This is a genomic window from Acinetobacter sp. S4397-1 (assembly GCF_024129285.1).
GTDB classification, from domain to species: Bacteria; Pseudomonadota; Gammaproteobacteria; order Pseudomonadales; family Moraxellaceae; genus Acinetobacter; species Acinetobacter lwoffii_C.
Genome location: NZ_JAMXXZ010000006.1, coordinates 98,604 through 120,114, shown reverse-complemented (window position 1 = coordinate 120,114; position 21,511 = coordinate 98,604). Strand labels below are relative to the sequence as shown.

At 45.9% G+C, this 21,511-nt stretch carries 18 protein-coding genes and 1 riboswitch; of the genes, 3 read left to right on the top strand and 15 right to left on the bottom strand.

Annotated elements, in window-relative coordinates; all coding sequences use genetic code 11:
• Window positions 1-80: 80 nt before the first annotated feature.
• From NI467_RS05510 to prfB, 4 genes are all read right to left on the bottom strand, one after another.
• Entirely contained in the window at window positions 81-1,361 is a 1,281-nt protein-coding gene (locus tag NI467_RS05510) for a 3-deoxy-D-manno-octulosonic acid transferase (protein ID WP_171480662.1), read from the bottom strand.
• A gap of 81 nt (window positions 1,362-1,442) precedes the next feature.
• Window positions 1,443-2,528, bottom strand: coding sequence for an alkene reductase (locus tag NI467_RS05505; RefSeq protein WP_151206891.1), 1,086 nt, complete (start codon window positions 2,526-2,528; stop codon window positions 1,443-1,445).
• 20 nt (window positions 2,529-2,548) lie between these two features.
• On the bottom strand, window positions 2,549-2,848 hold the full coding sequence (locus tag NI467_RS05500) for a helix-turn-helix transcriptional regulator (protein ID WP_253151522.1): 300 nt from the start codon (window positions 2,846-2,848) through the stop codon (window positions 2,549-2,551).
• A gap of 144 nt (window positions 2,849-2,992) precedes the next feature.
• Window positions 2,993-4,088, bottom strand: a protein-coding gene (gene prfB, locus NI467_RS05495; RefSeq protein WP_151204819.1) for a peptide chain release factor 2 whose coding sequence is annotated in 2 segments (ribosomal slippage) — window positions 2,993-4,015 and window positions 4,017-4,088 — 1,095 coding nt in all. Because the reading frame shifts where the segments join, the coding sequence is not laid out codon by codon here.
• A 491-nt stretch (window positions 4,089-4,579) separates the two neighbouring features.
• Here prfB and NI467_RS05490 point away from each other — a divergent pair.
• Entirely contained in the window at window positions 4,580-5,359 is a 780-nt protein-coding gene (locus tag NI467_RS05490) for a putative porin (protein WP_151206893.1), read from the top strand.
• Window positions 5,360-5,529: 170 nt separating this feature from the next.
• Complete coding sequence (locus tag NI467_RS05485; protein ID WP_151206894.1) at window positions 5,530-6,282, top strand: putative porin; 753 nt, start codon at window positions 5,530-5,532, stop codon at window positions 6,280-6,282.
• 50 nt (window positions 6,283-6,332) lie between these two features.
• Here NI467_RS05485 and recJ read toward each other — a convergent pair whose 3' ends face one another.
• The 10 genes from recJ to NI467_RS05435 form a co-directional block, all read right to left on the bottom strand.
• Window positions 6,333-8,036 (bottom strand): single-stranded-DNA-specific exonuclease RecJ, encoded by a 1,704-nt coding sequence (gene recJ, locus NI467_RS05480; RefSeq protein WP_253151520.1) that lies wholly within the window; start codon window positions 8,034-8,036, stop codon window positions 6,333-6,335.
• A 2-nt stretch (window positions 8,037-8,038) separates the two neighbouring features.
• Window positions 8,039-8,695 carry a pyridoxamine 5'-phosphate oxidase gene (gene pdxH, locus NI467_RS05475; protein WP_253151518.1) on the bottom strand — a complete coding sequence of 219 codons (657 nt, stop codon included), beginning with the start codon at window positions 8,693-8,695 and terminating at the stop codon, window positions 8,039-8,041.
• Window positions 8,696-8,707: 12 nt separating this feature from the next.
• Window positions 8,708-10,039: a phosphoglucosamine mutase gene (gene glmM, locus NI467_RS05470; protein ID WP_253151516.1), complete on the bottom strand. Its 1,332-nt coding sequence runs from the start codon at window positions 10,037-10,039 to the stop codon at window positions 8,708-8,710.
• A gap of 128 nt (window positions 10,040-10,167) precedes the next feature.
• Window positions 10,168-11,634, bottom strand: coding sequence for an IMP dehydrogenase (guaB, locus tag NI467_RS05465; RefSeq protein ID WP_151204813.1), 1,467 nt, complete (start codon window positions 11,632-11,634; stop codon window positions 10,168-10,170).
• A 229-nt stretch (window positions 11,635-11,863) separates the two neighbouring features.
• The gene (locus NI467_RS05460; RefSeq protein ID WP_151206899.1) at window positions 11,864-12,229 is read right to left on the bottom strand and encodes a YkgJ family cysteine cluster protein; all 366 of its coding nucleotides are present in this window, start codon (window positions 12,227-12,229) and stop codon (window positions 11,864-11,866) included.
• Between the two features lie 93 nt (window positions 12,230-12,322).
• Window positions 12,323-13,120, bottom strand: coding sequence for an MBL fold metallo-hydrolase (locus tag NI467_RS05455; RefSeq protein WP_151204811.1), 798 nt, complete (start codon window positions 13,118-13,120; stop codon window positions 12,323-12,325).
• Window positions 13,121-13,303: 183 nt separating this feature from the next.
• Window positions 13,304-13,879, bottom strand: coding sequence for a TMEM165/GDT1 family protein (locus NI467_RS05450; RefSeq protein ID WP_151206900.1), 576 nt, complete (start codon window positions 13,877-13,879; stop codon window positions 13,304-13,306).
• An 87-nt stretch (window positions 13,880-13,966) separates the two neighbouring features.
• Window positions 13,967-14,093, bottom strand: a riboswitch (yybP-ykoY riboswitch).
• A 75-nt stretch (window positions 14,094-14,168) separates the two neighbouring features.
• On the bottom strand, window positions 14,169-16,196 hold the full coding sequence (locus NI467_RS05445) for a 2-oxo acid dehydrogenase subunit E2 (RefSeq protein ID WP_253151514.1): 2,028 nt from the start codon (window positions 16,194-16,196) through the stop codon (window positions 14,169-14,171).
• Window positions 16,197-16,198: 2 nt separating this feature from the next.
• Window positions 16,199-18,901: a pyruvate dehydrogenase (acetyl-transferring), homodimeric type gene (gene aceE / locus NI467_RS05440; protein ID WP_253151504.1), complete on the bottom strand. Its 2,703-nt coding sequence runs from the start codon at window positions 18,899-18,901 to the stop codon at window positions 16,199-16,201.
• 330 nt (window positions 18,902-19,231) lie between these two features.
• Window positions 19,232-19,921, bottom strand: a complete 690-nt coding sequence (locus NI467_RS05435; protein WP_151206902.1) for a M23 family metallopeptidase — start codon at window positions 19,919-19,921, stop codon at window positions 19,232-19,234.
• 107 nt (window positions 19,922-20,028) lie between these two features.
• Between NI467_RS05435 and NI467_RS05430 the strand changes: the two genes are divergently transcribed.
• A complete protein-coding gene (locus tag NI467_RS05430) occupies window positions 20,029-20,469 on the top strand; it encodes a DciA family protein (RefSeq protein WP_151206903.1) in 441 nt (146 codons plus the stop codon).
• A 98-nt stretch (window positions 20,470-20,567) separates the two neighbouring features.
• Here NI467_RS05430 and lpxC read toward each other — a convergent pair whose 3' ends face one another.
• Window positions 20,568-21,470 (bottom strand): UDP-3-O-acyl-N-acetylglucosamine deacetylase, encoded by a 903-nt coding sequence (gene lpxC, locus NI467_RS05425; RefSeq protein WP_253151502.1) that lies wholly within the window; start codon window positions 21,468-21,470, stop codon window positions 20,568-20,570.
• Between the last annotated feature and the right edge of the window lie 41 nt (window positions 21,471-21,511).

The window sequence follows — 21,511 nt, the reverse complement described above, 5'->3', positions numbered from 1 at the left end:
ACACTTTTATTAGGCTGATGATACTTCCCTGTATCCCTGCCATCTTGCTAAATCCAGTATCTGTTATTTATTAAGCTAAATTAAAGATACTGATCAATCACCTGAATATGTCTTTCAAGCGAACCCTGATTCTGCTGCAGTATTTTCTGTGCCTGGATATTCAAAGCCTTAGCTTTTTTCGAATCTTCAAGCAATTCAATCAACACATGAGCTGCCTGTTCGGCATCCTGCACCACTTTTACTGCATCCGCCTGTATAAACTCATCCACAATTGTCTGAAAATTAAAATAATTCCGACCTAAAATAGTGGCGACATTCAGTGCAACCGGTTCCAGAATATTATGCCCACCGCCGGGCTCATTCAGAGAACCTCCCACATAACAGGCCTGACTCAAGGCATACCAAAGCCACATTTCGCCCATCGAATCCGCCAGATAGACCTGCGTATCGAGCTCGACCTGTTGCCCCAGACTACGGCGCTGAGTGGTTAAACCCAGCGATTGCGCCGCCTCAAATACTTCATCAAAACGTTCCGGATGCCGTGGTACCACAATACATAACAGTTGAGGATTGGCCTCCAAGGCAGGCTTTAAGGCTGCCAGCAGCTGCTGCTCTTCCGGAGCATGGGTGCTGGCCAGTGTCATGATCTTCCGCCCTTGCAAAGCCCAATCCCGATTCATCTGCTGCGCCTGATCAAGAAAGACGGCGGGAGCAGAAATATCAAATTTGATATTCCCCAAAACCCGGGTTTTTTCGGCAGCCATACCTAAGTCGATATAACGCTGCTGGGTGGCGATGTCCTGAGCCAACAGACCGCTCAACTGCCTTAACATCCCCCGGGTCAACCCCCGGACTTTGGCATAGCCTTGAGCCGACTTTTCAGATAATCGGGCATTCAGCAATAAACACGGCACTTTAAAGTTCGGTGCCTGATCAAGCAAATTGGGCCAGAGTTCCGTTTCCATCAATAACAGCAGTTTAGGCTGATAGAGCTGATAAAACTCGCGAATCAGGCGTTTCTGGTCTGCCGGTAAATACACCGCTTGGAATAATTCCAGATAAGGTGCTTTTAAAAATAAGGATTTGGCTCGCGCCTGTCCGGTCTTGGTGGTATTGGTAACCAGAATCGGGTGGCCAAGTTTCAAATAATGCTCGATTAGGGGCTGGGCTGCATTGGTTTCCCCTACAGAGACCACATGAAACCAGATCGTCTGTAAATTTTTCGGTGGTTGAAAAGGACCGAAACGTTCCAGCAGTTCTTGTTGTAATTGCTCAGGACTGGTCGCACGTTTGCGAATACGGGATCGATAAAGCGGTTTAACCAGAGATAAGGCTGCGTTATACCAAAAAGGAGTAGCCACACTGCCTCCCAATAGAGATTTAATCGGCAAAATATAACAGAGCCACATCGACATGTTAATCAATGTGACTCATTTTCCAGATTATGCCGTGGTGCTGAAGATTGCTGTTTCTGTCAAAGCAGGATAGTCAATATAACCTTCAGCACTCTGGCTACCGATCATATTTTCAAAGTTCAGCTCATTGAGTGGTGCATTCTGAACCAGACGCTCATATAGATCAGGATTGGCAATATAAGCTTTCCCAAAAGAAACCGCATCTGCCTTGCCTGAAGCCAGCAGCTCCACCGCATCTTCCCGGTTTAGGCGCATATTGGCAATATAAGGTACCCCATTGGAGCGCTGTTTCATCTCCTGCGAAATACTGTCTTCAGCCAGATATTCACGGGTAAAGAAGAAAGCAATCTGACGCTGGCCCAGCTGCTCCATGACATAGCCAAATGTTTCACGTGGATCATCATCACCCATATCATGTTCATCACCGCGTGGTGCCAGATGTACCCCTACCCGATCTGCGCCCCACACCTCAATCAGCGCATCCATCACTTCCAGCAGGAAGCGTGCCCGGTTTTCAACTGAGCCGCCGTATTCATCTTCACGCTGGTTGGTCTTGCTTTGCAGAAACTGGTCAATCAAATAACCATTCGCGGCATGTAATTCTACCCCATCAAAGCCGGCTGCTTTGGCACGAATCGCTGCCTGCCGATATTGTTCGGTAATTGCATGAATTTCTGAAATTTCTAAGGGACGTGGCGTAACGTACAGACGTTTTGGGCGCAGCAAACTGACATGACCTGCCTGCTGGATAGCACTGGCAGATACCGGTGTTGCCCCATTTAATAAGTCCGGATGTGACACACGCCCGACATGCCAAAGCTGGGCAATGATTAAACCACCTTTGTCATGAACTGCCTGAGTAACCCGTTTCCAGCCTTCCACCTGAGCATCATTAAAGAGTCTAGGTGTATTTAAATAGCCATTGGCTTCTTCAGAAATCACCGTGGCTTCAGAAATAATCAGACCTGCGCTGGCGCGCTGTGCATAGTACTCTGCCATCATGGGCGTTGGAACACGATCATCACTTGCACGGCTCCGGGTCAGGGGCGCCATGATGACACGGTTCTTAAGTGTTAACGCACCCAGCGTTACCGGAGAATTTAATTCAGCCATCGTCACTCCCACCTGCTTGATTAGAGGTGTTGTTGTATATATTCGACAAACTGCTGAATTAAAGTTTCATTACGCGAAAAATACGACCATTGCCCATGCTTGGTTACAGAAATCAGGCCTGCCTGTTGCAGCACGGACAAATGATTGGACATGGTGGACTGTGACACCTGGCCTAAACGCTCAATCTGGCCTGCACAGACCCCGCGTTGAAAATAATCACACTCTTCCACAGGCAGATATTGCTCGGGTGATTTTAACCACTCCAGAATCTGCCGACGGGTCGGATTGGCCAGGGCTTTAAAAATTAGATCAAAATCCATAAGCACATCACTATCTGGGGCGCAACCAAACTTTATTCAGCATCTCCCCCATTATATCGCATTTTTTCGATTTATATATCGAAGAATACAGATATAAGAGTATAGCCTGTAAAAGTCTGATTACACTCGCTTTTCAATCGTATCTTAGAGACCCTGTTTCAGACTCGCTTCGATAAACTTGTCCAGATCACCATCCAGTACAGCCCCCGTATTCGAGGTTTCTACACCGGTACGTAAATCCTTGATGCGCGAATCATCGAGTACATAAGAGCGGATCTGGCTGCCCCAGCCAATATCTGACTTGGAATCTTCCAGTGCCTGCGCAGCTTCATTACGCTTGCTCATTTCCAGCTCATAAAGTTTGGCACGGAGCTGTTTCCAGGCATGATCACGGTTGGCGTGTTGGGAACGCTGGTTCTGACACGCCACTACAATTCCGGTTGGCATATGAGTCAAACGTACCGCAGAGTCGGTCTTGTTAATATGCTGACCACCTGCACCCGATGCACGATAGGTATCGGTACGTACATCTGAGGGATTAATATCAATTTCGATATTGTCATCAACTTCCGGAGAGACAAATACCGCAGAGAATGAAGTATGACGACGATTACCAGAGTCAAATGGGGATTTACGTACCAGACGATGCACACCCGACTCGGTACGTAACCAGCCATAGGCATACTCGCCTTCCACACGAATGGTGGCAGATTTAATTCCCGCCACATCTCCGTCAGACTCTTCCATCAATTCTGCTTTAAAGCCATGACGTTCAATCCAGCGCAGGTACATACGCAGCAAAATCGACGCCCAGTCCTGAGCTTCTGTACCGCCTGAACCGGCCTGAATCTCGACATAGCACGGGTTTGGATCCATCGGGTTATTGAACATCCGACGGAACTCAAGCTTGGCCAGCCCCTCTTCAGCAGCATCCAGCTCTGCCTGTACATCCTCAAGCATTGCTTCTTCATCTGCCTCAACAGCAAGATCCAGCATGGCTTGAGCATCTTCAAGCTGGATGGCCAGATCATCCAGTACATTTAAGACATTCTCAAGTTCGCCTTTTTCTTTGGCCATGGCCTGAGCGCGATTCTGGTCATTCCAGATCGCCGGGTCTTCTAATTCACGCAGGACCTCTTCTAAACGCTCTTTTTTCAGATCGTAGTCAAAGATACCCCCGTAGTGTTTGACCACGTTCGTTCAAGTTTTTTAATTGGTTTAGATACGGATTAATTTCCACGCGAATTACTCTCAGTCAAAATTAGGCATAAAATTTTTAGCTTATTATTATATCACACTCTTTTTAGGCAATTGAGCTAGCTCTTCGCCCAAGCTCTTGAAGATGGACAGGTTTTATTCTGAATTGATCTTGCTGTTAAATTTGGTTTATTTTTCACAAAAATAAAACTCACTGTCTTGCAAAATATAGAGTCAAAAAGCTGCTTATCTGCCCCTCAACCGATTCAATTTCAATATCAAAGCTCTTACTCCAAACTGGATAAAAAATCAGCATTTTTAACACCTTCCACAATATCCACACAATTTTAATAAAACAAAACAATTAATTTTTGTTTTTAATATTCAAATACTTATTAAGATATTCTTACACAAGATTACATTAATCACATTATGGTAACTTTCATAAGATTGACGATTGTTAGAATTGCTCTAGACTGAAAGTTGTAACAAAAGATTATTAAATTAAGCCCTAATTCAGAGGGGAGTATCCGCATGAAAAAACTAGCAATCACTTCAGCACTACTTTCAGTATTCGCAATCACTGGTACAGCGGCTCATGCTTATCAGGCAGAAATTGGTGCATCAGCAGGACTTATTGATCCTGATCATGGTGGCTCAAGCGGCTCTTTCGGTGTTGATGGTACCTATTACTTTAATCCGGTCCAAACACGTAATGCACCCTTAGCCGAAGCGGCTTTCCTTGATCGTGCCAGTAACGTCAGCGCTCAATATCAATATGATGAAGTGGGTGATTCTGAAGCGCATCGTTATGGCGTAGGAGCAGAATATTTTGTACCGAATTCAGACTTCTACCTGAGCGGTAACATCAATGGACATGATCTTCAAGACAACGATGATTTGGATAATGATTTAACCACTTATGCTGCAGAAGTCGGTTATCTACCAGCACCAGGCCTGTTAATTGCTGCCGGTGTAAAAGGCTGGGACAATGATGATGATGACGGCGTAGATCCAACATTACGTGCAAAATATGTCACTACGCTCAGCAATGGTAAAGATATTAATCTAGAAGCGGGTGCAGCTTTTGGTGATCTGGATGAATACAATCTGGCAGCAGATTACTTTATTGATAAAACCATGAGCGTGGGTGTTGATTATCAGAATAATGATCTAATGGATCAAAACGAATTTGGTATCAATGCGCGTAAGTTCATTAGCCAGCAAGTCAGCCTGGAAGGTCGAGTGGGCTTTGGTGAAGCAGGAAATAATGACTACAACAAATTTGGTGTAGCAGCAAAATACCGCTTCTAAGCTAAACCCTAATCCAGTTTTTATAAAAAACCCATCCTCGGATGGGTTTTTTGCGTTTCCAGACCGTATTTAGATCTTTTTGGTACATTGACTGAGCATCTATTATCTGTACAATTCGTTACAACTGTTCATCAAACAGTCATATTTTTATAACAAAGAGAGAAATCTAAATGCTTAAGAAACTTACTCTTGCTACAGCACTTATTGCTAGCCTAGGAACCGCTCACGCTTATCAAGCTGAAGTGGGGGGTACTATTGCTCTTGTTGATCCAGATAATGGAGATACTTCTACTGGTTTTGCAATTGATGGGACTTACTACTTCAATCCAGTTCAAGTTAAAAATTCGCCTCTTAATGAAGCAGCATTTTTAAATCGTGCAAGCAATATCAATGCAGCAGTTTCTTATATTGATTACGATTTATTTGATGTCACTACATTTAATGTAGGTGTTGAATATTTTGTTCCAAATTCAGATTTTTATGTAAGTGGTAATATTGGTCAATCATCTACTGATACGCCAATTGGTGATGATGATACAACTCTGTACTCAGCAGAACTAGGTTATTTACCTGTTCCTGGTCTATTGGTTGCGGTTGGCTTGGCAGGTTATGACAATGATGCAGGCGATGATGTCGATCCAACTTTACGTGCAAAATACGTAACACAAGTGGGTCAATACGATATGAACTTTGAAGGTGGCGCAAGCTTCGGTGATCTAGATGCGTATAACCTAGGCGCGGACTTATACCTCGACAAAACTTTCAGTGTTGGTCTAGGATTCTCTGATTCTGACCTAGAAAATAGTGATGTATTTACTATTCGTGCGAAGAAATTCTTTACTCAACAAGTTAGTCTAGAAGGTTCAATTGATTTTGCTGATGAAGGCAATATTTTTGGCGTACGTGGTGCATACCGCTTCTAATCACTGCGATTAAAAGCAAAAAAACCGCTCATTGGAGCGGTTTTTTAATTTTATTGCTCTAAGTGCAGAATCCGCATTTGCAGACTGATATTACCATTAAAGATATTTTTATCCAGTTCGTACACCAAACGCACTTGATCTTGCATCGGATCAAAACAGTATTTATCAGCAGCACTAAAGGCAATCGCATCGACCACCTGACCATTGTTCAACGCCACACGCAGTTTTAAATGTATATCCTTGAGCCAGCGATAATCCAGGATCTTAAAGACCCCTTCAAATACTGGTGGTGGAAATTTTTGTCCCCAAGGAGAAATCGTCTCCAGCAGTTCAACCGTTTGCAGATGGAAGTCAGCCGATGCCAACTCACCATCTGTCCAGAGTATCGCCGTAAACAGGCTTTCATCCTGACTGGCAATCAACTGTTCAAAGACCTGTTTAAATTCAGCAAAATGCTGCTTTTGAATCGTCAGACCTGCGGCAGCGGCATGACCACCGAAATGGCTGATCAGATGCGGATACTGTTCAGCCACCCGTTCAATCATGTCGCGGATATGAATCCCCTCTATAGAACGTGCTGAACCCTTGATATGAATGCCGTCATCATCGGCAGCAAACACGATACTTGGCCTGTGGAACTGCTCTTTTAAACGGCCTGCCACAATTCCAATCACACCCTGATGCCAGTGTTCTTCAAACATGATTAAGGCTGCAGGCAGTTCGGTTGCATCTAGCTGGATTTTTTCCAGCTCAACCAGCGCTTCCTGCTTAATTTTGCCTTCTACCTGACGCCGTTCCAGATTGAGCTGATTCAACTGCTCCGCCAAAGGATAGGCCCTCGCGAAATCAGATGCGATAAGACATTCTATTCCGATGTCCATGGTTTCCATACGACCTGCGGCATTAATCCGCGGTCCCAGCACAAAGCCCAGATCCTGTGCTTTTAAAGTTGCTGCATCGCGGCCAGAGATTTCGAGTAAGGCACTGATTCCCGGGCGACACAGCTGCTGTTGAATACGCTTCAGGCCGGCATCAATTAAAATCCGGTTGTTATAGTCTAAGTTTGCCACATCGGCATAGGTGCCCAGCGCAACCAGATCCAGATAATGGGTAATAACAGTAGAAGATTTACCTGACTTCTTGCGCTGGGTAGAAAGATTGGCCAGCACATAAAATGCCACCCCCACCCCTGCCAGCGCCTTACTCGGAAAATTACAGCCCAACTGGTTGGGATTAACCACAGCTTCTGCAGGCGGTGTCGGCTTGGTCGTTAAATGGTGATCGGTAATGATGACCTGCATGCCATGCGCTTGGGCCTGCTTCACTCCCGCATGGCTAGAAATGCCGTTATCTACGGTAATCAGTAAATCCGGTGTGAATTTGGCAAAGGCCAGATCTGCAATCGCCGGAGTCAGACCATAGCCATACTTGAAACGATCCGGCACCAGATAATGCACATCCGCGCCCATATCACGTAGCGCCAGCACCATAAGAGCAGTACTGGTTGCGCCATCGGCATCATAATCACCAACAATTACAATCTTCTGCCCGGTATCAATGGCCCGGTCTATTATTTGGATCGCTTCAGGCAAGCCTTGCATGGTCGGAGCCAGCAGGTGCTTTAGTTTTAGTTCGAGCTCCTGTTCAGACGCTACACCCCGACGTGCCAGAATATTAGCCAGAAAAGACGGTACGCCCTGAAAATTTTCAGGACGTGCCAGAAATGGGCGTTGTTTGATTTCAAGTTTTGACATGATCAAGGCATTAAACGCTGTAAAGTCCAGCCTTCCTCGGTTTGAGTATAACTGAGGCGGTCATGCAAACGGTTGGGCCGGCCCTGCCAGAACTCATAATAATCGGGCTGCACACGATATCCGCCCCAAAATGCCGGTTTATCCAGCTGTTCCTGATTTGCCAGCTGATCGTGCAGATCCCAAAAACGTTGCTGTAATGTTTCCCGGTTGGCAATCGCGCCACTTTGCGGCGTACTGACATGCGCAGCGATCTGACTATCACGCGGACGTTTATGATAATAATCCGTAGATTCTTCTTCGGCAATTTTCAACACACGGCCAGAAATTCGAATCTGACGCTCCTGCTCTTGCCAGTAAAACAATAATTCGGCATACGGATTTTCTGCCAGATCTAGGCCTTTTTGACTGTCATAATTGGTATAGAAGTCATAACCAGCCTCTGTTGCACCACGTAGCAACACCGTACGCACATGAGGACGACCCTGTGCATTTGCCGTAGCAAGCGACATCGCATAGGGTTCATGCAAATGCGCTTCCAGAGCGTGGTTGAACCATTGCAAAAACTGCAGATGCGGATTTGGATTGACGAGGTCTTCGTGCAATTCACCTTTTTGATAATTCAGACGCAGTTCACTGAGATCTTTGATCACATCAGTCATATCATCACCTTGTTAAGCTGCATGCTGACGTACAGCATCTGCCAGCGAATGAGCCAAAGTATTTACTTCTTCCAGATTCTCGCCTTCGACCATCACCCGGATCACAGGCTCTGTACCGGATTTACGAATCAGCAAGCGTCCACGGCCTTTCAGCTGTTCTTCAGCTTTGGCAAATTCAGCGGCCAGTTCAGGGACCGCATAGGGGTCGAACATCGCCTGTAAACGCACATTGACCAGGACATTTGGCAACAGTTGAAAATCAGCCACCAGTTCATGCAAGGCTTTTTTCTGCTCAACCATGACGGTCAGAACTTGCAAGGCAGCAATAATGGCATCGCCTGTGGTGCTCTTGTCCAGAGTCAGAATATGACCTGAAGGTTCGCCTCCAATAGACCAGCCATTTTCTTCCAGACCTTGCAGGACATACCGGTCCCCGACCTTGGCACGCAAGAATGGAATATTGGCTTTTTCCAGAGCCAGTTCCAGCGCCATATTGCTCATGAGTGTACCCACGATCCCGGCCGGTTTTTTCGATGCCTGAGTCGCCAGGATATACAGAATATGGTCACCATCAATCAAGTTGCCTTGCTGATCCACCAGTATGACTCGGTCAGCGTCACCATCAAAGGCAATGCCCAGATCAGCCTGGTGCTCCACGACTGCGTTTTGCAGGCTTTCAGGATGGGTAGAACCACAATCTGCATTAATATTCAGACCAGTAGGCGTGTTGTGGATCGCAATCACGCTTGCACCCAGCTCACGGAACACTGCTGGTCCAACGTTGTAGGCCGCGCCATTGGCGCAATCTACCACTATCTTTAGTTCATTCAGATGCAGATGGTAAGGAAAAGTCGATTTACAGAATTCGATATAACGGCCATTGGCATCTTTGACCCGTACACTTTTACCCAAGTTGGCGTTATCTTCAATTGCCAGCTCTTTTTCAAGCTCCTGATTAATTTCATCCTGTAGGCAATCGGGCAGTTTTTTCCCCTCGCCCGAGAAGAATTTAATACCGTTATCAAAATAGGGATTATGCGATGCGGAAATCACAATCCCCAAACTTGCGTGCAGGGCACGAGTCAGATGGGCAATGGCAGGGGTTGGCAAAGGTCCGAGCAAATGTACGTAGACCCCAGCAGCATTTAGACCGGCTTGTAGTGCTGACTCCAGAATATAACCAGACAAACGTGTATCTTTACCCAGGACCACCAATGGTTTGTTTTTTTGGCTGTAGCGCTTTAATACTTTCCCTGCCGCAAAGCCCAGTTTCAGGGCGAATTCAGGAGTAATAGGCAATTCACCAAATTTTCCGCGAATACCATCGGTACCAAAATAACTCATGTTTTGTCTCACTTCTTATCTTAGCGGGTGATTTACATCATCCTTTTTTCATTCTGCAACACTGTACACCAAAACAAAAAAGCCGTCATGAATATGACGGCCTTTTTAGCAACCACCCTGCAGGAAAATTAACCTACACGGTAGTTTGGTGCTTCTTTGGTAATTGTCACATCATGCACATGCGACTCAGACATGCCGGCAGACGTAATTTTCACAAACTTCGCATTTTGACGCAGGTCTTCAATCGTTTCTGAACCGGTATAACCCATTGAAGAACGCAGACCGCCCATCATCTGATGTACGATATTGCCCATTGGGCCTTTATAAGGTACACGGCCTTCAATGCCTTCTGGTACCAGTTTCTCGGCACCGGCTTTAGCGTCCTGGAAATAACGGTCAGCAGAACCTGTTGCACCCGCCATTGCACCCAGTGAGCCCATGCCACGGTATGCCTTGTAATAACGGCCCTGGAAGAATTCAACTTCGCCAGGAGCTTCTTCAGTACCCGCCATCAATGAACCGACCATGATTGTACTTGCACCTGCACCAATCGCTTTGGCCATATCACCAGAGAAACGGATGCCGCCATCTGCAATCAATGGAATCTGATCTTTCAAGGCACTCGCCACAGAATCAATCGCAGAGATTTGTGGCATACCAATACCCGCAACGATACGTGTGGTACAGATTGAACCTGGGCCAATACCGACCTTCACAGCATCCGCACCCGCATCCAGAAGGGCAAGTGCCGCATCACCTGTTGCGATGTTGCCGCCAATGACCTGAACTTGTGGATAGTTGGCTTTCACCCAGCGTACACGCTCAATTACACCTGCAGAGTGACCATGTGCCGTATCTACTACAATCACATCAACGCCAGCTTCAATCAGGGCTTCCACACGGCTTGGTGTTTCGATCCCCGTACCCACTGCGGCACCGACACGTAAGTGACCCAGATCATCTTTACAGCTATTCGGATAAAGCTCGGCTTTACGGAAATCTGTAACGGTAATCAGGCCTTTTAATTCCTGCTGCTCGTTTACCACCAGGACTTTTTCAATACGATGCTGTTGCAGTAAAGCCTGAATATTTTCTTTGGACTCACCTTCTCGAACCGTAACCAGACGATCCTGACCCGTCATAATATTGCTGACAGGCTGTTCAAGATTCGTCTCAAAGCGTGTATCACGACCTGTAACGATCCCGACCACTTTGCCATTTTTAACAACAGGCACACCACTGATATTATTCGCCTGAGTCAGGGCAATCAGCTCACGTACTGTCGTTTCAGGGGTAACTGTAATCGGGTCTTTCACCATGCCTGCTTCGAATTTCTTCACACGGCGTACTTCGGCTGCTTGTACAGCAATATCCATATTCTTGTGCAGAATACCGATACCACCATTCTGCGCCATAGCAATGGCCATACGTGACTCAGTCACCGTATCCATAGCTGCAGACACAAGAGGAATATTCAGGTTAATGCCGCGAGTCAGGCGTGTCTTTAGAGAGACATCTTTTGGGAGGACAGTAGAGTAGGCAGGGAGTAATAGGACATCATCGAAGGTTAACGCGTCTTGAACGATGGTCAACATAACAGTCTCACTGGTAATTTCCGTGCGCTATTATAAACAAATCTTGCCCTAAATTTCATTGTAATTGCGAAATTTATTCGTCTCAATCTGTACTTATTTTTAATTATCTGACAAAAATATTCAATTTTATTGTTTAATCAACGGGTTAATTATTATTCACCACCTCCATACTGGCTTGAATTTTAAAATCAGCAGGACCTAAATCCTGCTTTTTCAGTTGGCCGTTGTATTAACCGACGCGCTCGAAACTGTCGTCATTTTCCGCTTCATCTGCCCCAATCTGGATAAAGGGAATCATATTATGTGCCAGACGGGCCTTATTACACTGGGCATCAGCAACTTGCACCTCTTTGCAGGAAGAACTGCGCAGCTCATACATGCCACAGCTGACCTGCTCACCCACCGTGCCTTCAAGGGCAATGCAGCGCGGATTATTCTGATTGGTTCCAGCCATACAGGAATATACTGCGGTCACCGGTTCTGTGTAGTGCTCCGGCATCGGAATCCCCTCTGCCCAATAAAAAGAAACCCGGAAATAAGCGCAACATGCGCCGCAGCTCAGACATGCATCCTGTGTTGGAACTTGAGATAACATTTCGTATAAATTCTCGTCATGAATTTTTTTTGTGAAGAGAAAATATAAAAAATGTTGTTTTTCTACTCAAGAAAAATTTTGTATTTTCTTGCCCTATTCAGGACAGGTAAATACAGTCTCGTCCATCAGGTCCGTGCCACATTCCAGAGTTTCAATCCAGTCCAAGAACTGTTTGATCTGCTCTTTTCCAACAAATGGTGTGCCATGCTGCGGTACGATCATTTCCACATCCATCTTGCGCACCATATTCACCCACAAACGGATGATCTTGTTATTACACATATAGCGCTGATGGAAAGCTTTCATCTTTGGAATATGCGCGGCGAAATTTTCCAGCGGCCGAGATGCATCCTCCACCATCGAGGCCCCCATATCTCCCGAGAATAAAATTTTTGCGATCGGGTCATAGAACTGGAAGTTTCCAACCGAATGCAAGAAATGTGCAGGAATAGCCACGATCTTCGACTGACCAAGCGTAATCACCTGACCATGATCTGGCAGTTCTACCAGACGATCCAGCCAGTTGCCTTTCATTCGCTCACTCATAAAGGCCGAGTTCAGATGCGGTAAAAAGCGCGCCCAAAGCTTAGAAGCCACCACTTTGGCATCGGTATATACCAGCCAGCGCGGCATGGAGGTAATAATATCCGGGTCCTGATGCGAGGCCATCACATAATCCAGATTGGTCAAACGGGTGTATTTGTTCAGCTCCATGGTCAGCGGAACATAAGTTAAATCACCGCCTGGATCCAGCACGGCAGCGCGCTCATTGTCCAAAATCAAAAATTGATTGGCCTGGACACCTTCGCCTTTAACAAGACTGGTAAAACTAATACATTTATGTATTCCATTATCAAACAAGACTTGCGATGTGGTGCGCTCGAAGGCCATTCATAATCCCCAATTTTAAAATTTAAAATTACTTTTTCTTAACTCGTATAACATATAAGGAATAAGTTAAACTTACAATCAAAAAAACTCGACAGATCACTTTATTTATCAATATTTTGAGATAAATTTGGCAATAAAAAATCCTGAGTTTTCAGCTCAGGATTCATACAATTTTTGTTGGGCCTAGAAAAAATAATGCTGGACCAGTGTGCCCACCCCGATAACCAGAAAAATTGCCGCGCCAATTTTATGAATCAATTCAATTGGTAATTTATGTGCCAGCTTGTCTCCAATAAAGACAGCCGGTGCATTGGCCAGCATCATCCCTAAAGTAGTGCCTAGCATGACCCAGAAAACGCTATCGAAACGTGCTGCCAATGCAACGGTCGCAATCTGGGTTTTATCTCCAATTTCTGCCAGAAAAAATAAAACAAAAGTTGCCCCAAAAACGCCAAATTTTTGCCATTTATTGATACTGTCGTTTTCATCTCCCAACTCATCGGGAATAAGCATCCAGACAGCCATCGCAATAAAGCCGATCGAGACAATCCATAACAGGATTTCAGGCCCGATGACTGTGGTGACCCATTGCCCCAACACAGCAGACAGACCGTGATTAATGAGAGTCGCCAATAAAATGGCAAGCAGGATAGGAGCGGGTTTTCGAAAACGTGCAGCAAGAAGTAGTGCAAGCAGCTGGGTCTTATCGCCCATTTCGGCCAAGGCAACAATAACAGTCGAAAGCAGGAATTCGTACATGTGATTTTTCTCTGGCTGGCATGTTTTACCGATGACTTACCGCTCCTGCCAGCCAAAATGTGCAGAGGGTAAATCAAAGGTCTTGCCAACAAAAGAAGCTTAGAAAAGCTGGTTTGGTGTTTTGCTATGATGACCATGCCCGTTTTAGGACAAATATGTTGACCATCACCCTTTGAACTTGCGCCAAAGGCGGCTACTCCCCAATGAAGTGCTGTGATTATAAGCAAGAACTGGCTGTTTTACAAATTAAAAACCCTGCCGAAGCAGGGTTAGTGTTTTAAGCTATGTTCTAGAGTAATAGAGTACGAATATCTTTTAACAACTTGGTCAGCTTATGGGTAAAACGGGCGGCATCTGCACCATTAATCACACGGTGATCATAGGATAATGATAACGGTAACATCAGGCGTGGATCAAAACCTTCTCCGTTCCAGACTGGCTGCATGGTAGCTGGAGAAATCCCCAGAATAGCCACCTGCGGCCAGTTGACTAATGGTGTGAATGCCGTACCTCCAATTGAGCCCAGACTGGTAATGGTAAAGTTTGCCCCCTGCAAGTCTTTTGGAGACAGCTTCTTGTCACGGGCTTTCTGACTCAGCTCACCAAGCTCGACTGCAATCTGCTTAATGGATTTCTGCTCCGGATGACGCAGCACAGGTACAGTCAAGCCCTCAGGGGTGGCGACCGCAATCCCCATATGAATTTCGTTACGCAGCAATATCGATTTGCCATCATCTGACAGGTGAGCTGCAAACTCGCGCTCTTCTTGTAGCAGGTGTGCTACTGCCTTGATGATGAATGCCATAATAGTCAGGCTTAAACCTTCTTTCTTAAAGTTGCCTTTCAGTTCATTACGCCATGCTTCAAGTTCAGTAATGTCAGCCAAGTCGAATTGCGTCACTTGCGGAATATAATTGTTGAGTGACAGCTGTGGAATAGATACTTGCTGTAATCGCGTCAGCGCCTTCTCCTCTACCCCACCGAAAGCATCAAAGCTTGGCAGCTTTGGCAAGCCAGACGCCACGGCAGCAGCTGGCGCAACTGAAGCGGTTTGTGGTGTAGTCAAACGCATTTTCACATAAGCCACCAGGTCTTCTTTCATCAGACGTGCATGCGGACCGGATGCCTTGACATCGGCCAACACCACGCCCAATTCACGTGCCAACTTGCGTACAGCAGGACCTGCATAAACTTGAGCATTGGCAGCATTCTGTTCTTTGGTCAGCTTGTCTGCATTATCAGACGTCGCGACTGCTTGATTAGAAGATGCAGCTGGCGCTGGTGCTGCATTTGTAGCAGGCACTTTTGATTCTTCTGCTGCTTTTGCTACTTCTGCCTTGGCTGCAACAGGAGCAGCTTCTGCTTGCGCTTCAGCTTCAATCGTCAGCAGTGCAACGCCTTCAGAGACATTTTGTCCCAGCTCAACATGAATGGCCTTGATCGTGCCTGCGGCTGTGCTTGGCACTTCGACTGTGGCTTTGTCCGACTCAACCACGATGATGCTCTGGTCTTTTTCAACCGTATCACCGACCTGAACCAGAATTTCAGCCACAGCTGCTTTATCGACACCTAGATCAGGCACCATCACTTCCACATCACCAGCAGGTGCTACTGAAGCTTGCGGCGCTTCGACGGCTTTCTCCTGAGTTTCCGGTTGAGTGACTTCGGCTTGAGCTGGTTCTGTCTGTGCCTGCGCTGCCGAAGTCGCAGTTTTCACTTTAAGAATCACCACCCCTTCTTTAATCGTGTCGCCTTCTTTGATGTCGATGGACTCTACTGTGCCTGCAACCGTACTGGGTACTTCAACTGTTGCCTTGTCTGATTCCACCACCACGATGCTTTGATCGAGCTCAATTTGGTCGCCGACAGACACCAAGATCTCACCGACAGTGGCTTTTTCTACACCAATATCTGGAATCTGGACATCGACCACTTCCGAGCCTGCTTGAGCCTCAGACGTAGCAGACGTTTTTGGCTGATGCGATGCCAGCTCCTGCATGATCTCTTGATCGGGCAAAGAAGTTGGGGTGTTTTCTGAAGTTTTTTGAGTAGCCTCGGCCTTTTGCGACTCAACCACATTTGAAGCAGCATCTTCTGCGGTCAGTTCAATCAGGAGAGTACCCTCAGTAACTTCATCACCCTGACTCACCAGAATATTTTTAACTATTCCCGCTGAAGTACTGGGCACCTCAACTGAGGCTTTATCAGATTCCAGCAAAACAATACTTTCATCAATTGCAATGCTATCCCCTACTTTGACCAGAATCTCGGCAACCGTTGCCTTGTCCACCCCAATATCAGGAGTCGTAATTTGCATGCTTAGTTCTCCTCTTTATAATCAGCCACAGGATGTAACTCAGGCGTGATCTGTGGTGCCCAAGCGACCGGACGGTCGGTATCAAGTTCAAAGCTAGAAATCGCATCTTTCACTAAACGTGCATCAACTTCGCCTTCATCAGCCAGTTTTTTCAAGGTTGCGACCACAATATGAGCCGCATCGACACCGAAATAACTACGCAGATTGGCTCGCGTATCGGAACGACCATAACCGTCGGTACCCAAAGCAACAAATGGACGGTTATCTGGAAGATAAGCCCGGATCTGTTCGCTATATGCGCGCATGTGGTCGGTTGCTGAAATGACGATACCGTCTGTACCACGCAACTGTTTGGAGATCCATGGCTCTTTGGTCTCTTCTGCCAGTGGATGCAGGCGATTGTATTCTTCACAGGCCATGCCATCACGGGCAAGCTCATTAAAGCTGGTCACGCTATAGACATTAGAATGAATCTGGTATTCCTCACGCAGAATCTTCGCTGCCTTGATCACTTCACGCAGAATGACCCCAGAACCCAGCAGCTGTACACTGGCTTTCTCGTCTTCCTCAAGCAGGTACATACCGCGCTTGATTCCTTCTTCCACACCTTGCGGCATTTCAGGATGCTCGTAGTTCTCATTCATCACGGTCAGATAATAGAACACACGCTCCTGATTCACATACATACGCTTCAAACCGTCATGCACGATCACAGCCAGTTCATAACCGAAACATGGGTCATAAGCAACACAGTTTGGAATGGTACTGGCCAGAATGTGTGAATGACCATCCTGATGCTGCAACCCTTCACCGTTCAGTGTGGTACGGCCTGCGGTAGCACCCAGCAAGAACCCTTGTGCCTGTGCATCGCCTGCCGCCCAGGCAATATCACCGATACGCTGGAAACCAAACATCGAGTAGTACATGTACATCGGAATCATTGGCAGGTTATTGGTTGAATAACTGGTGCCCAAAGCTGCCCAGGCACTCATGGCACCGGCTTCGTTAATCCCTTCTTGCAACATATGACCGTCTTTGGCTTCACGATAATGCATCAGCTGTTCTTGATCTTCCGGAGTATATTTCTGACCATGTGCCGCATAAATACCCAACTTACGGAACATACCCTCCAGACCAAAAGTACGTGCTTCATCCGGTACAATTGGTACCACGCGGTCTTTAATTGCTTTTTCTTTCAGAAGTGCAGAGATTAAACGCACCATGACCATCGTAGTGGACTGTTCTTTGCCATTTGAACCCGCCAGCACCGAATCAAATACGGAAAGCTCAGGGATCGCCAGTTGTTCACTATCCTTGCGACGTGCAGGCAGATAACCACCCAGCGCTTCACGACGAGCCTTCATATATTTGATTTCAGGAGAGTTTTCACTTGGACGATAGAATGGCACTTCTTCCAGCTGTTCATCAGTGAAAGGAAGATTGAAACGGTCACGCACATATTTCAAAGAATTGATTTGCATCTTCTTGATTTGATGTGTTTTATTAACCGCTTCGATTTCCTCTGACAAACCATAACCTTTTACGGTTTTCGCCAGGATCACGGTCGGCTGACCTTTGGCAGTACATGCTTCAGCATAAGCGGCAAAAACTTTGTACGGATCGTGACCGCCACGGTTCAGATTATCAATATCTTCATCGCTTAAATCTTTCACCAGCTCTTTGGCTTCTGGATATTTACCAAAGAACTTTTCGCGTGCATAAGCACCACCTTTTACCTGGTAGCGCTGGAAATCGCCATCCACCGCTTCTTCCATCACGGCTTTCAGTGCACCAGATTTATCTTTCGCTAGTAATGGATCCCAGTGACGGCCCCACACGACTTTAATTACACGCCAGCCTGCACCGCGGAATAGCGACTCAAGCTCCTGAATAATCTTGCCATTCCCTCGCACCGGACCATCTAGGCGTTGCAGGTTACAGTTCACCACCCAGATCAGGTTGTCCAGTTTTTCACGACCAGCCAGAGAAATTGCGCCTAAGCTTTCCGGCTCATCCATTTCACCATCGCCTAGATAAGCCCACACTTTACGGTCTTCTTCTTTAATCAGCCCCCGGTTCATCAGGTATTTCTGAATATGTGCCTGATAAATGGACATGATTGGCCCCAGCCCCATCGAGACGGTCGGGAACTGCCAGTAATCTGGCATCAAATACGGATGAGGATAACTCGGTAAACCAATACCGCCCACTTCGCGGCGGAAGTTATTCAGATGCTCTTCAGTCAACCGGCCTTCCAGGAAAGAACGCGCATAAATACCAGGCGCACAGTGGCCTTGGTAATAAATCATGTCGCCGCCAAAGTGGTCACTGCTGGCACGGAAAAAATGGTTAAAGCCCACATCATACAAAGTTGCTGAGGAAGCAAAACTGGCCAAGTGGCCACCCAGGTCATCACCACTCTTGTTGGCACGTAAAACCATCGCCAGCGCATTCCAGCGAATCAGGGCCCGAATACGACGCTCCATGTCCGCATCGCCCGGCATGGCAGGTTGTTCTTCCACCGAAATCGTATTTAAATAAGGAGTATTCAAGCGCTGGATAGGAACATGCTTTGCAATTGCACGCTGATAAAGTTTTTCTAATAAAAATGCTGCGCGCTCGGTGCCTACATGTTGTAAAACCGAATCAAAAGCCTCTTGCCATTCTTGGGTTTCTTGCGCGTCTGTATCGCCATAAAACGCCATAATTCTACCGTTCCTAAAAGCCTAACCTAATTACTTATATGTATCATAATTTAGACTTGGGCAGGTATGGCCCTAGCTGAATGCGCCCTAGAGCTACTATTTAGCAGCTAAATACCTATTGACGTTTTATTACACAATACAACAAAAAATGGTCAATAACGTGCATTTAATATACTGCACGTATCATTTCAGATGATAATATAAAACATAAAAGCGATGAGCCTAAAGTTTCTCAATTCAATTTATATTGAAGAACTTTGAGAGCTAACCGCTTTTTGGAGGCAGAACGAACTGTAAGTTAGATTAAGCTAAAACAAGCGAGTCAAAGACTTAGGGTAACATTGCCAAATAAGTAGATGGATTTTTACGCTGACCGTCTTTAACCACTTCATAGTGTAAATGCGGACCCGTACAGCGACCTGTACAGCCAACGTTTGCAATATGTTCACCTGCTGTTACGCGATCTCCCACGCGTGCAATCAGACGCGATGCGTGTGCATAACGAGTGAGGTAACCATTGCCATGATTAATTTCCACATATTGACCATAGCCTGTACCCCAGCCTGATTTGGTCACAATACCCGGACCTGTGGCATAAATGGGTGTACCGCTTGGCGCTGCCAAATCTAAACCTGAGTGATTTTCAGCACGCCCTCCCATGGTACGACCGCCATAGTTTGAGCTTACACGTGCATTTGGAAGGGGATGGGCAATTAACCAGGAATACGGATTGCTGACAGAAGCTGCTCTGGATGGAGCCGAAGAGCGACCATATTTTTGTGCAATGGTTTGATTATTCAGCTCGACAGGCTTTTCACGCAGCTGAATATTTAATTTGGTCTGAGCAGGAACATCAATGTCATCTGGATGAGTATAAGTGCCCTGTGCAAGAGTACGCGTCAATTGCTCGATACGATCTGTTGAGCTATTTTCCTGACTTAAGTCCACCAAGTCTGCGAATGCTACCGAAGCAGCCGATGCCGCTAAAGAAAATGCCAACAAAATACGTCGCGTATGCATAAAAAACCTCTCTAAACTGCTTAATCGAGTTTCTTGAAGCTCTCTTCCTTGATATCCACTTTAAGAAGCGCATAAGATTAAGCCATAAACATGTAGGAATTATGTATATGTCAGAACCCGTCAACGTCTTTCAAAAAACAAGAAAACAGATCAAAACAGGAAACTTTACGTTTCTCTCAACCCAAGTAACTGCATGGCAGAAACTTACGAAACTCATACAACCCTTATTGCCTCAACCGGAACAATGGCAAGTTGCTTGCTATCAAAATGGTGTGTTAACAATTACTGGAGAGAACCAAGCCATGATCAGTCAACTGGCTTATCTTCAAAAACAGTATGTTTCACAACTCTCTCAAATAAATGAATTAAAAGATTTAACTAAAATTCAGGTCTGCCTGCGAAGTCCTGTGCAAGCGGAGCCGGTACTAGAGAAATCTAAAAAAACTTTAAATCCGGAAACACAAGAATTACTTCGTAATGCTGCCGACTTTATAAGCGACCCTAAGCTTAGCCAAGCTTTGTTACGTTTGGCAAGCAATAAAAAGTAACATCGCAATTAAATGTAATAATTTTGTCGCTGAAATTCATGTGACCGCCATCACAATAGCATTATTATTTTTTTACACACTAACATAAAGACAACGACTTATGTGACCTGGACATAGGGGATTGGACATTGAGTTGCGTCATCAAATGTTACAATTTCATAGCAACCTGGATCGCTTTTTACATTGCGTAAAAGCTGATTATTTAAGGCATGGCCAGATTTATAAGCATCGAATTTGGCAATAATCTGATGCCCCAGCAAGTATAAGTCTCCCACTGCATCCAGAATCTTGTGACGCACGAACTCATCCGAGAAACGCAAGCCTTCTTCATTAACCACCCCGGTATCATCTACACCAATGGCATTTTCCAGGCTGGCACCAAGTGCCAGATTATTGGCTTTCAAATAGTCCAGATCTTTCATAAAGCCGAAAGTACGCGCTTCACTAACTTCATAGACAAAGGTTTCTGTGGAGAAATCGATACTGGCAGACTGATGCTCTTTTTTAAAGGCAGGATGATCAAAATCAATGGTGAAATTCAGCTGAAAACCTTCGTGTGGACTAAAAACTGCCCATTTATCATCCAGCAAAGCTTCTACTGGCTTGATAATCTTGATGAACTTCTTTGGCGCATCCAGTTCTTGCAGACCGCCCTGCATGAGCAGATAAATAAAAGGTCCTGCACTTCCGTCCATAATTGGCACTTCGAAAGCTGAAACTTCAATAATCAAGTTATCAATTCCCAGCCCCGCAATGGCACTCATCACATGTTCAATTGTGCCCACCTTGGCATTTTCCTGCACCAGGTTAGAACACATAAAGGCTTCTTGGATTAATAAAGCATCAGCAGGAATGTCGACCGGCGGATTCAGGTCAATACGACGAAACACAATTCCCCCATCGGCATGGTGCGGCACAAAGTTAATTATGACTTTCTGCCCACTATGAAGACCGATTCCGCTCGCTTTCACGATACGTTGCAGGGTACGCTGTTTCAACATGCTTCTTTCATCTGTTCATCAACAAAACCGCTATACGTTAG

Excerpts from the sequence above, each read along its gene's own strand:
- NI467_RS05505 (WP_151206891.1), bottom strand. The coding sequence starts at position 2,528 with ATGGCTGAATTAAATTCTCCGGTAACGCTGGGTGCGTTAACACTTAAG.
- NI467_RS05500 (WP_253151522.1), bottom strand. The coding sequence starts at position 2,848 with ATGGATTTTGATCTAATTTTTAAAGCCCTGGCCAATCCGACCCGTCGG.
- NI467_RS05490 (WP_151206893.1), top strand. The coding sequence starts at position 4,580 with ATGAAAAAACTAGCAATCACTTCAGCACTACTTTCAGTATTCGCAATC.
- NI467_RS05485 (WP_151206894.1), top strand. The coding sequence starts at position 5,530 with ATGCTTAAGAAACTTACTCTTGCTACAGCACTTATTGCTAGCCTAGGA.
- recJ (WP_253151520.1), bottom strand. The coding sequence starts at position 8,036 with ATGTCAAAACTTGAAATCAAACAACGCCCATTTCTGGCACGTCCTGAA.
- pdxH (WP_253151518.1), bottom strand. The coding sequence starts at position 8,695 with ATGACTGATGTGATCAAAGATCTCAGTGAACTGCGTCTGAATTATCAA.
- glmM (WP_253151516.1), bottom strand. The coding sequence starts at position 10,039 with ATGAGTTATTTTGGTACCGATGGTATTCGCGGAAAATTTGGTGAATTG.
- guaB (WP_151204813.1), bottom strand. The coding sequence starts at position 11,634 with ATGTTGACCATCGTTCAAGACGCGTTAACCTTCGATGATGTCCTATTA.
- NI467_RS05460 (WP_151206899.1), bottom strand. The coding sequence starts at position 12,229 with ATGTTATCTCAAGTTCCAACACAGGATGCATGTCTGAGCTGCGGCGCA.
- NI467_RS05455 (WP_151204811.1), bottom strand. The coding sequence starts at position 13,120 with ATGGCCTTCGAGCGCACCACATCGCAAGTCTTGTTTGATAATGGAATA.
- NI467_RS05450 (WP_151206900.1), bottom strand. The coding sequence starts at position 13,879 with ATGTACGAATTCCTGCTTTCGACTGTTATTGTTGCCTTGGCCGAAATG.
- NI467_RS05445 (WP_253151514.1), bottom strand. The coding sequence starts at position 16,196 with ATGCAAATTACGACTCCTGATATTGGGGTGGACAAGGCAACGGTTGCC.
- aceE (WP_253151504.1), bottom strand. The coding sequence starts at position 18,901 with ATGGCGTTTTATGGCGATACAGACGCGCAAGAAACCCAAGAATGGCAA.
- NI467_RS05435 (WP_151206902.1), bottom strand. The coding sequence starts at position 19,921 with ATGCATACGCGACGTATTTTGTTGGCATTTTCTTTAGCGGCATCGGCT.
- NI467_RS05430 (WP_151206903.1), top strand. The coding sequence starts at position 20,029 with ATGTCAGAACCCGTCAACGTCTTTCAAAAAACAAGAAAACAGATCAAA.
- lpxC (WP_253151502.1), bottom strand. The coding sequence starts at position 21,470 with ATGTTGAAACAGCGTACCCTGCAACGTATCGTGAAAGCGAGCGGAATC.